We start from the raw sequence: 8,500 nt of genomic DNA, 5'->3' as shown, positions 1-8,500 counted from the left end.
CGATCTGTGCGTAGTAGCCGCTGGACCCGATCTGTGCGTAGTCGCCGCTGGACCCGATCTGTGCGTAGTCGCCGCTGGACCCGATCTGTGCGGAGTTGCCGCTGGACCCGATCCGTGCGTAGTCGCCGCTGGACCCGATCTGTGCGGAGTTGCCGCTATCGTCGGATTTACCCTTCGTTGCAGAAATCAACCAATCCACACACTTGCGGACAAACTCACCCGCGCTTAATTCGGCTTCAATCGTGATTTTTGCGGAGGCAACCTTGCTGTCTCCGCCACTCTTTTTGTCGGTGTCACCTGCCATCGACACGATGGCGTATTTAACGTCATAGGGTCCGTAGTATCCCCAAACATCCATAGGGTTTTCACAGGCATGGAAGCCGCTACCGCAGACCCTTACATCGCCGTCGTGTTCGTAGGTCTTACCTACCTCAAAACGAAAGTCTCGGCAGGTCCAGTCGGAGTTAAAGCCTTTATATGCAGTGATTTTAGTCATGCCTTGTTTCTCCGAACTGGCTTGATTTCTGGCCCCTTGTAGGTCCGACCGTTGCAGCGGATAACAACCCTGTTGCCGGGCAGGCGGTTGATAACCTCGCCTTGAATAATGCTGTGGGGGCCTTGCTGTATGCAGGCGGTTTCAGTGTCGGACTTGAACACGAATTCATCAGCCGCGAGCGGGTTGATAGGTTTGGGGGTGTTCATGAATGGCCCTCCCGTGCAGGTGGGGGAGGTAGGGGCATCCAGTGGGTTGGCTGCGCGTCCTTGTTGAGAACAGAGTGCATGATCCAGCGCTCTACGCCGTTATCCCAAACACAGTCCCAGTGACCGCATGAGACGCCGTAGGGCGGCACGTAGAGCAATATCCGCGTGTGGTCTCTCGGTGCAGTTTTGATTGGCTTCCAACCCATCACGCACGCTCCTCTTTCATGATGTCAAACGCATCATCCGAGCCGTACTCAGGCAGTGGGGTGATTTCAGTGTCCTGCTTGTCGAACTCATCCGCACAACCGAAGCAGACATTCGAACCAAAGGCGTTGAATACGGTTTCCTCAAACTCTGGCTGGAAGTGACCGCGCATATGGTCATCACGGTCCAGTTCTGAGCCGCAGCATGCGCAAATGAATGTCTGGGGGATAATGCCGCGCTGGACTTGAGCCGCTTCTAAAATCTTGCTGATTTGCATTGTCGTTCTCCCTAGTGCTTAATGAGAGAATAGTTGCCAAGATGGCAATAGTCAAGAACAAAAAATGCCAGTATGGTAATTTCATCGATCAGGGAAACTCTTAACGGGAGAAGAATTCCCCATTAGAGTGGCTTGCAAGGGGATGATATGCGCAGTGAACGCCCTATCACGGAGCGAGAGAGAACGTATTTCCGCAGGAGACTTCGCTACGACCGGGCCTCAATGGCTCTGGGCGTAAATGAAACCATTCGTGGGGTTTATTGGGCGCTACTCTACACAGAAAAAAGTTGGAATGTGTCGGCGCTGGCGGAAATGACCGGGCGCAGCCGAACGTCAATTCAGAGGGTCGTAGCCAGAGCGGTCGAGCGCAAGCATATCAAGGAGAATGATGGTATGTACTGCCTGACCAAGCTGGGGTTAGGGTTAGCTTTGCGGTTGCACAGGGAGACCCAGCAAATCGCATTGGGCCAGCGCAAGGGATTCTCCCGCAAACTGATAACTGAGTTCAGGGATATGGGCGGTAAAAGAGTACGCGCCGAAGCATCAACAATCTCGTTTAAACCAGAAACAATTGACAAAACAAGGGATTAACCCTGCCCAAAGTGAGCAGCAAAATCATTGTCATAATCTAAAGCGTGTGTAAATTTCTAAACATGGATAGAATGACTATAAAACAACTTGAAGCGGAATATTGGGCAGGCCATGAGGATGAGCGCGATTTAGCCAAACGCGCAATCAAAACGGGCGAAAGTTTAGATGACCTTTATTCCAGGTCTTCGTCGGGCTCATTGAAAGCGGAGCGCATCTTTTCAACGGAATCAAACTCAACCCCGCGAATTCGTCCGCAGAAAATGAAATCCAAGCTAACGCCAAACCTCTGAGCAATGCGGTCGGCCTTCTCGAAAGGGATAGGCCGCTGGCCGTTTTCAAATCTGGACCAGTGAGGCCGATCAATTTCCAGCAGGTCGGCAATCTCCGACTTTTTCAGCTTATATGCTCGTCTAATCATTCCTAACCGGAAGCCAATGGCATCCGGTGACATATCATTTTCGCGCGTGTCAAAATCATTTTTTGGCATGGGCAACAATTGCCGTTGCATGGATTTTTTTTCAATTGCCATGTTTGTGCCTTGACCAATTGCCATATTGGCAATAGTATCTGGGTATGTCAGAAATCCACTCATTCAAAACCGTCATAGAGATGTGGCCTTCGCGCAAAACGATGGCCGATGATTTGGGTGTATCGCTTCAAAGCGTCCACCATTGGCACAACAGGAACCGGATTCCCGCTGAGTTTTACTCGCGTATGCTCGACGCTGCCTATGGTCGGGACATTCCGTTGCACTCTCGGCAACTTTTGGACCTGTTGGACCCTGATTATTGCCAACATGGGAACTATAGCACAAAAAAACAAGTAGTGAAAACCCCCGCTTCGACACGGGGGCGGTTGAAATGATTGCCAGAAATACAACCCCACCACTCACAGGTCAGCAGGACAGCGGGTTTTTTCCTTTTTACCGCTCAACTGTCTACAGCCCTTCCCACGGTCAGGGTGACCAAAGACCGTGGGCTTATTCTGCGGAGGGCGTGTGAATGGGTAAACGTCACGCCTTTAAAGTCGATGCAAATCAATCCGAGATTGTAAGTGCGCTGAGAGATGCGGGGGCCACAGTCACACCCACACATGGGGCAGGTGATGGGTTCCCAGACCTAGCCGTCGGATTCCGAGGTCAAACATACCTAATCGAAGTGAAGGACGGGAATAAGCCACCAAGTGCGCGAAAGCTAACACCGGACCAAGAGCGTTGGCACTCAACCTGGATGGGCCAAAAAGCCGTCTGCAAGGACGTAGACGAGGCGCTAGCTGTCATTGGAATCAAATGCCGGAGCACCAACGAAAACTGGCAACCTATTGGAGAACTGGCGGCAAAGCTGGTCGAGGGGCAGGGCAAGTGAGTACGGTTCAACAACTCAATAAATCGCCAGAATGCTACATTCCAGAATTGGAGCAAATGGCACTTGGCACCTTGCTAATTAAGCCGGAGCTGATCGGAGTGATAGGTGCTGCGGGCGGCTCAAAGTTGTTCTATGAGCCCTGCCATGCCGCGCTATTCGACCTGATGGCAGAGCGCAGCCGCAAGGGTCTGCTGGTAAGTCCTGTTGCCATGGCAGAATGGGCCAAGAGCGACAATGCCATGTCTACCCTTGGAGGGGCTTCTTATCTGGTTCGTATGGCTGGCGCTGCCGTCACATCAGGCTTTGACGATTACGTAGAGCAGCTATCCGACATGAAGGCCCGCCGTGACCTTCTCGCGGTAACGCAAGAGGTGCAGGCAGCGCTTGTACGGGGTGAGGAGACGGCAACAGCAATCTCTGGACGCCTTGAAGCTTCACTACTTGAGGTGCAGCCCACAAGGCGCGCCACACCCGTAACGATGATGAAAGCCGTTTCTGGGGCCGTGTCTCAGGTGATGGCGGCGTATCACGGCGAGGACAACGGGTCTGTAAAGTCAGGGATCGGCAAACTGGATGACATTATGTCCGGTTTCTATCCCGGCGAAATGACCCTTCTGGGTGGTCGGCCCTCTATGGGTAAGACAGCGGTTGCTTTGAGTATTGGTTTGAATGTCGCTCGCGCCGGTCACGGGGTGGTGATTTGCAGCCTGGAAATGTCACCCGAGGCAATGGCCATGCGGGCTATTTCCGAGGGAACAGCCGAGATTGGCCGGGGCGTTCATTACTCAGATATGCGCCAAGGCCAAATGTCACCGATACAAGGCGAGGCTATGCAGCAGGCGGCAGAGAATGTCGCGGAGCTTCCTATTACCTTTCTACCGCGTGAGTTCTCTGACGTTGGTGCGCTTATGTCAGGGGCCAAACAGGCTCAGAGGATTCTAGGCGAAGGCAATATGCGCCTGTTCATCGTGGATTATGCGCAGTTGCTTTCCGCTAAGGGTGCATCCCGGTTTGAGGAAATCACCAAGATTAGCATGGCTCTGAAGTCTCTTGCGGCTCAGTTGAATGTTCCGGTTCTGGCATTGTCACAGCTTTCCCGAAAGGTCGAGGAACGCAACGACAAGCGCCCGCAACTCGCTGATCTGCGCGAGTCCGGTCAGTTGGAGCAAGACGCCGATGCTGTGATGTTCTGCTATCGCGATGAATATTACGTCGAGCGCATGAAGCCCGACGACTTCGAGCAGATGGAGAAATGGCAAGCAGCAATGGAGGCCAGCCGGAACAAGCTGGAAATCATCGTTGCTAAACAGCGGCAGGGATCTATCGGAACCGCACACGTGTTCTGCAACCCAGCCCTCAACCGGATCTGGGAGGGCTGAGCATGTCAGAACTTCCCTGGTCAAAATTCTTTTGGTCCGACTGGGAGGCGGATCAAGGATTGCGTCTGTGTAGTCTGTCTGCACAGGGGCTTTGGATGCGGATGCTCTGCGTCTGCGCGAAAGGCGACCCGAAAGGCTACTTCGCCATCAATGGAAAACCCTTGGACTCGACCGGTGCTGCCCGTCTGTGCGGCATAACGGCGGAGCAAGCGGCGACCCATATGGAGGAACTAGAACTTAACGGCGTCTTTTCCCGCGACCGCAGAGGTTGGATATACAATCGCCGCATGGTTAAGGACGCGAAACGCTCCGCAACCGGTAAGAAGTTTGCGAATAAGCGATGGTCGCAAGCCGATGTTACTAAACAAGAAAAATCGCAACCCAATGGGTTACCCAGTGGGGGACCTACGACCCATATTCCAGAGGCCAGAGGCCAGAATAAAAGAAAAACTAAAAAAAGAAATCTGCCGATAGCAGAGGATGCAGTGATCTCCTCTAAGCAAATCGAGATTGCCAAGGCAGAGGGATACGGGGAGGCCGAAGCGCGCGCTCAGTTCGAACGCTTCAAGGACAGCAATCTCTCCAAAGGGCGAACTTATGCGAACTGGGATGCCGCTTGGCGCAACTGGTTTCGCAGCCCGTATTTCAAGCAAATCCTCACGGCTGCAAACGACGGCGATGACTTTTTAGACAGTGTGATTCAGCGACAAGCAGGAGGCCAGCGGTGACCAAATACAACCACTCAGAGTTTTTCATTGAGGGCATAAAGGCAGATGCAATCAGCGACGAGGAACGCCGCCTGATTGATGAGGCTATCGCAGATGGCAAGGTTCATAAGATCCCGATGGGGGCGTCTGCTTTCGCGGAGGAGTATGTTTGGCAAGGAGATGAGAAAACAAGCTACATCGGCAACCTTGTTCCGAAATCCCCTATGACCCGCGCCGAAGCATTGGCCAAGTTCAAGGCTCGCCACAACGGTTGGAGTAAGCCGCCAAACCCAGAAACAACCCGACGTCGTGACGAGACACTGCGCCTTACGATGGAGGGGCGAAAAAAAGAGGAAATAGCGGAAATCGTCGGTGTCTCGCTAGGCACCGTTAAGGGGTATCAACAGCAGCTCATCGAGAGTGGTCGACTACCGAAGCGCTCGTCAAATGGGATGACCAGACAGCAGGTGGACCAGAGGCGTGAGGAAGTCCTAGCCCTGATAGATAAAGGGTTGGGAAAGAAGGAGATTTGCGCCCGCATGGGTATCTCAGATTCACAGTATGGCGGCGACCGGGCTTATCTCGCGAGCAAGGGATTGGTGAAGCGCCGGACAGTCGTGAACGGCAATGAGGTGTGGGTATGACCGAAGCAGAAAAAGCCTTCAAGGACATCGATAAGATGGTCATCGTCCGTAAGTACCTGGAATGCAGGAAGCAGGTCGAAAAGCAGTGCGCCACAATTAAACGCATGCGCTACAGGCTATCGGAGGCGCAGAAGTGACCCGAAAGCTGCGCGTACTTGATTTATTCAGCGGGATTGGTGGATTCAGCCTTGGCCTTGAGCGGACCGGCGGTTTTGAAACCGTGGCGTTCTGCGAAATCGAGGAATTCCCCCGCAAGGTACTAGCGAAGCACTGGCCGGACGTTCCGTGTTTCCAGGATGTAAGGGAGATGAAAGGTGAGCAAGTTGGAGCAGTTGACGTTATTTGCGGCGGATACCCATGCCAGCCCTTCTCCACCGCCGGGAAGCGACGAGGCCAGAAAGATGACCGCCACCTCTGGCCGGAATTTAATCGGCTCGTGGCTGAACTCAGGCCCGCTTGGGTTATTGGAGAAAACGTTGCTGGCCACATCAGCATGGGGCTCGACGACGTGCTTTCTGACTTGGAGGGACAAGGCTACGCCTGCCGGACGTTTGTTATTCCAGCTTGCGCCGTCGCGGCCCACCACAGGCGAGACAGGTGCTGGACTATTGCCTACACCGGCGACGTTTTACACCCGCGAGAATTGGACGCCGGAACAGATTGCAGAACGTCAGGCCGAGGTAAAGGCGGCGACAAATGGAAAGGGCAAGCATCACACGGGCAACGGGTTTGGCCTAAACTTGGCGCAGGCTGCGAAGATGTGGCCGACGCCAACGCAGCACGGGAACTACAACCGCAAAGGTGTCAGCAAAACCAGCGGGGACGGGTTAGCACCGGCTGTGAAAATGTATCCAACACCCACTGCAGCAGACCACAGAGACAGGGGCGGCCCAAAGGACGCAAGCATTCAGCGCCGCAAGCAAATCGGGAAGTCAATAGAACTCTCAATGACTGTCGATGGCCCCCTGAACCCCGAGTGGGTAGAGTGGCTAATGGGGTTTCCAATGGGGTGGACCGACTTAAAGCCCTCGGAAACGCAGTAGTCCCCCAGATACCAGAACTGATCGGTTACGCCATCCTGGAAGCGGAGGGCCTGACATGACCCTGGATCAAGCTCTAGCTCAAAACGCAGCCCTATCCACATGGAACGACACACAGGCCGCAACGATCAAGCGGCAGTGGGTGGAACTATCAAGCCTGCGGAAAGAGCGGGACTTCTGGAAGCGCGAAGCAGAACGACAGGCGAACAGAAAACCAACACCGCAGGAAATAGCTGAGGCGGTATGGGGAGGGCAGGGGTGATGATTTTCGAGCATACATCTAGTGAAAAAGGTCTTTGGCGCGGTTGGCTAAAGAATGGCCAATCCGTCGAGTTGTCTCGTGGTCGTCACGGCTGGGACTTTGGGGCCGGAATACACATCCACAGCAACGATGCAGACTTGGGGGACAGAATGATGTTCCTGAAATTTTGGCGTTTCACTGCCGTTCTGCCGCTGGGAATCGTCAATCATCCTTGGCCTGCTATGGATGGCCCGCAATGGTCTATTTATGCGTCCAGTGGATTCGGTCTTACCTTCCATTGGGGCTTGAAGCGTAAGTCCTTTGACTGGCCTTGGGACTTACACACGCTGGAATATCAGAAGCAGCTTCCAGACGGGTCGTGGGCAAGCGTGTTCGATTGGGACGCTGAACCATACCAAGAGGAACATTCCTACACGTACACGCTACTATCTGGCGAGGTGCAGAACAGAACCGCGAAGGTATCGAAACGCCGTCACGTTCTCTGCCGCCGTGCCTTCAAGGCTCTTGGCTGGCCGCGATGGAACAAGGAAAGCATAGAAGTTGAGTTTTCCGATGAGGTTGGCGAGCGCAGCGGATCTTGGAAAGGCGGAACCATCGGTTGCGGTTACGACCTGCACCGCAGTGAAACCATGCTTGATGCTTTGCGACGTATGGAGCGCGAGCGAAAGTTCTGAGGGGCAATAATATGGGCAAAGGCGACCGCAAGAACCGCAAGAGCATAGGGGTAGATATAGCCCCGGCACCGCGCAAGAAAGCACGGGGCAGGAAGCGCATGGCCGAGATTAAGCAGGAGGTCACGGGGCGCAACCCACACCGGCCAGCACTAGAGGCCCGCGCCCGTCAAATGGGACACACCCCGGATAAATGGCAGGCGATGCAGTTCCAGGCCCTCGGGGAGCCTGCAGGGCAGGCGCTATTCGCTGCACACACCGTAGAGGACGCCGTTGGGCTGTGGTCGGTATACGCAGGGCTGACAAACGCCGAGGCGCGCTATCACCGGGTCTGTCTGGGTAAGAGCATGGCCGCAAAGGTGGCAAAGGTGGAATTCCTACCGGAATCCTTCGAGGTGGACCCGGATGAGCAGCCGGATCTGCGCGACGAGGACGAAAAGCACCGGGACGCCGTGAACAATTGGGATAAATGGCTCGGCTGGTTTAATAAACTGAACCTAGGCGACCGTTCTATCATTCAATCGGTCTCAAGAGGCTGGGCCGATCCTATGATAGACGGAAAGTTGACGCAGAAGGGCAGGGATTTTGCCAAAGCGGTAGAGCGCCTATCAGAGATGGTTGACTAAACGGCGGGAACATGCCATTATCATTCCAACGGA

14 protein-coding genes are annotated in these 8,500 nt (G+C 54.2%); 10 read left to right on the top strand and 4 right to left on the bottom strand.

From position 1 onward, the window contains the following. The 3 genes from ACR0DL_RS21025 to ACR0DL_RS21015 all read right to left on the bottom strand — a co-directional run. Positions 1 to 496: DUF7666 domain-containing protein (locus ACR0DL_RS21025; protein ID WP_480691192.1), on the bottom strand; the 496-nt coding region annotated here is incomplete at its 3' end. Beyond that, on the bottom strand, positions 493 to 702 hold the full coding sequence (locus tag ACR0DL_RS21020) for a hypothetical protein (protein WP_480691190.1): 210 nt from the start codon (positions 700 to 702) through the stop codon (positions 493 to 495). The genes ACR0DL_RS21020 and ACR0DL_RS21025, both read right to left, overlap by 4 nt. Positions 703 to 907: 205 nt before the next feature. Beyond that, a complete protein-coding gene (locus ACR0DL_RS21015) occupies positions 908 to 1,183 on the bottom strand; it encodes a hypothetical protein (RefSeq protein WP_480691188.1) in 276 nt (91 codons plus the stop codon). Positions 1,184 to 1,405: 222 nt separating this feature from the next. Between ACR0DL_RS21015 and ACR0DL_RS21010 the strand changes: the two genes are divergently transcribed. Further along, the gene (locus tag ACR0DL_RS21010; protein WP_480691186.1) at positions 1,406 to 1,774 is read left to right on the top strand and encodes a hypothetical protein; all 369 of its coding nucleotides are present in this window, start codon (positions 1,406 to 1,408) and stop codon (positions 1,772 to 1,774) included. A gap of 172 nt (positions 1,775 to 1,946) precedes the next feature. On the opposite strand, the gene ACR0DL_RS21005 is transcribed toward ACR0DL_RS21010, so the two are convergent. Next, complete coding sequence (locus ACR0DL_RS21005; protein WP_480691184.1) at positions 1,947 to 2,366, bottom strand: helix-turn-helix domain-containing protein; 420 nt, start codon at positions 2,364 to 2,366, stop codon at positions 1,947 to 1,949. Between the two features lie 409 nt (positions 2,367 to 2,775). Between ACR0DL_RS21005 and ACR0DL_RS21000 the strand changes: the two genes are divergently transcribed. The 9 genes from ACR0DL_RS21000 to ACR0DL_RS20960 all read left to right on the top strand — a co-directional run bounded on the left by ACR0DL_RS21000 (position 2,776) and on the right by ACR0DL_RS20960 (position 8,467). Then, the gene (locus tag ACR0DL_RS21000; protein WP_480691182.1) at positions 2,776 to 3,138 is read left to right on the top strand and encodes a VRR-NUC domain-containing protein; all 363 of its coding nucleotides are present in this window, start codon (positions 2,776 to 2,778) and stop codon (positions 3,136 to 3,138) included. After that, complete coding sequence (locus tag ACR0DL_RS20995; protein ID WP_480691180.1) at positions 3,135 to 4,517, top strand: replicative DNA helicase; 1,383 nt, start codon at positions 3,135 to 3,137, stop codon at positions 4,515 to 4,517. Before ACR0DL_RS21000 ends, ACR0DL_RS20995 begins: the two co-directional genes overlap by 4 nt. A gap of 2 nt (positions 4,518 to 4,519) precedes the next feature. Then, positions 4,520 to 5,245: a hypothetical protein gene (locus ACR0DL_RS20990; protein WP_480691178.1), complete on the top strand. Its 726-nt coding sequence runs from the start codon at positions 4,520 to 4,522 to the stop codon at positions 5,243 to 5,245. Continuing rightward, positions 5,242 to 5,868 (top strand): hypothetical protein, encoded by a 627-nt coding sequence (locus tag ACR0DL_RS20985; protein ID WP_480691176.1) that lies wholly within the window; start codon positions 5,242 to 5,244, stop codon positions 5,866 to 5,868. Before ACR0DL_RS20990 ends, ACR0DL_RS20985 begins: the two co-directional genes overlap by 4 nt. Further along, on the top strand, positions 5,865 to 6,005 hold the full coding sequence (locus ACR0DL_RS20980) for a hypothetical protein (protein ID WP_480691174.1): 141 nt from the start codon (positions 5,865 to 5,867) through the stop codon (positions 6,003 to 6,005). Before ACR0DL_RS20985 ends, ACR0DL_RS20980 begins: the two co-directional genes overlap by 4 nt. Then, complete coding sequence (locus ACR0DL_RS20975) at positions 6,002 to 6,970, top strand: DNA cytosine methyltransferase (protein WP_480691172.1); 969 nt, start codon at positions 6,002 to 6,004, stop codon at positions 6,968 to 6,970. The genes ACR0DL_RS20980 and ACR0DL_RS20975 overlap by 4 nt, the downstream gene beginning before the upstream one ends. Then, positions 6,967 to 7,170 (top strand): hypothetical protein, encoded by a 204-nt coding sequence (locus ACR0DL_RS20970; protein WP_480691170.1) that lies wholly within the window; start codon positions 6,967 to 6,969, stop codon positions 7,168 to 7,170. Before ACR0DL_RS20975 ends, ACR0DL_RS20970 begins: the two co-directional genes overlap by 4 nt. Further along, a complete protein-coding gene (locus ACR0DL_RS20965; protein WP_480691196.1) occupies positions 7,170 to 7,844 on the top strand; it encodes a hypothetical protein in 675 nt (224 codons plus the stop codon). The genes ACR0DL_RS20970 and ACR0DL_RS20965 overlap by 1 nt, the downstream gene beginning before the upstream one ends. 98 nt (positions 7,845 to 7,942) lie before the next feature. Continuing rightward, a complete protein-coding gene (locus ACR0DL_RS20960) occupies positions 7,943 to 8,467 on the top strand; it encodes a hypothetical protein (RefSeq protein ID WP_480691168.1) in 525 nt (174 codons plus the stop codon). Positions 8,468 to 8,500: the final 33 nt, after the last annotated feature.

It is taken from the genome of Ruegeria sp. BB5, assembly GCF_056539405.1.
The sequence above is the reverse complement of the archived record's forward strand: the minus strand, read 5'-3'. Positions and strand labels throughout refer to the sequence as shown.

Coding starts and splice junctions, on each gene's coding strand:
- ACR0DL_RS21015 (WP_480691188.1), bottom strand. CDS start 1,183: ATGCAAATCAGCAAGATTTTAGAAGCGGCTCAAGTCCAGCGCGGCATT.
- ACR0DL_RS20980 (WP_480691174.1), top strand. CDS start 5,865: ATGACCGAAGCAGAAAAAGCCTTCAAGGACATCGATAAGATGGTCATC.
- ACR0DL_RS21000 (WP_480691182.1), top strand. CDS start 2,776: ATGGGTAAACGTCACGCCTTTAAAGTCGATGCAAATCAATCCGAGATT.
- ACR0DL_RS21020 (WP_480691190.1), bottom strand. CDS start 702: ATGAACACCCCCAAACCTATCAACCCGCTCGCGGCTGATGAATTCGTG.
- ACR0DL_RS20960 (WP_480691168.1), top strand. CDS start 7,943: ATGGCCGAGATTAAGCAGGAGGTCACGGGGCGCAACCCACACCGGCCA.
- ACR0DL_RS20990 (WP_480691178.1), top strand. CDS start 4,520: ATGTCAGAACTTCCCTGGTCAAAATTCTTTTGGTCCGACTGGGAGGCG.
- ACR0DL_RS21010 (WP_480691186.1), top strand. CDS start 1,406: ATGGCTCTGGGCGTAAATGAAACCATTCGTGGGGTTTATTGGGCGCTA.
- ACR0DL_RS21005 (WP_480691184.1), bottom strand. CDS start 2,366: ATGAGTGGATTTCTGACATACCCAGATACTATTGCCAATATGGCAATT.
- ACR0DL_RS20965 (WP_480691196.1), top strand. CDS start 7,170: ATGATTTTCGAGCATACATCTAGTGAAAAAGGTCTTTGGCGCGGTTGG.
- ACR0DL_RS20970 (WP_480691170.1), top strand. CDS start 6,967: ATGACCCTGGATCAAGCTCTAGCTCAAAACGCAGCCCTATCCACATGG.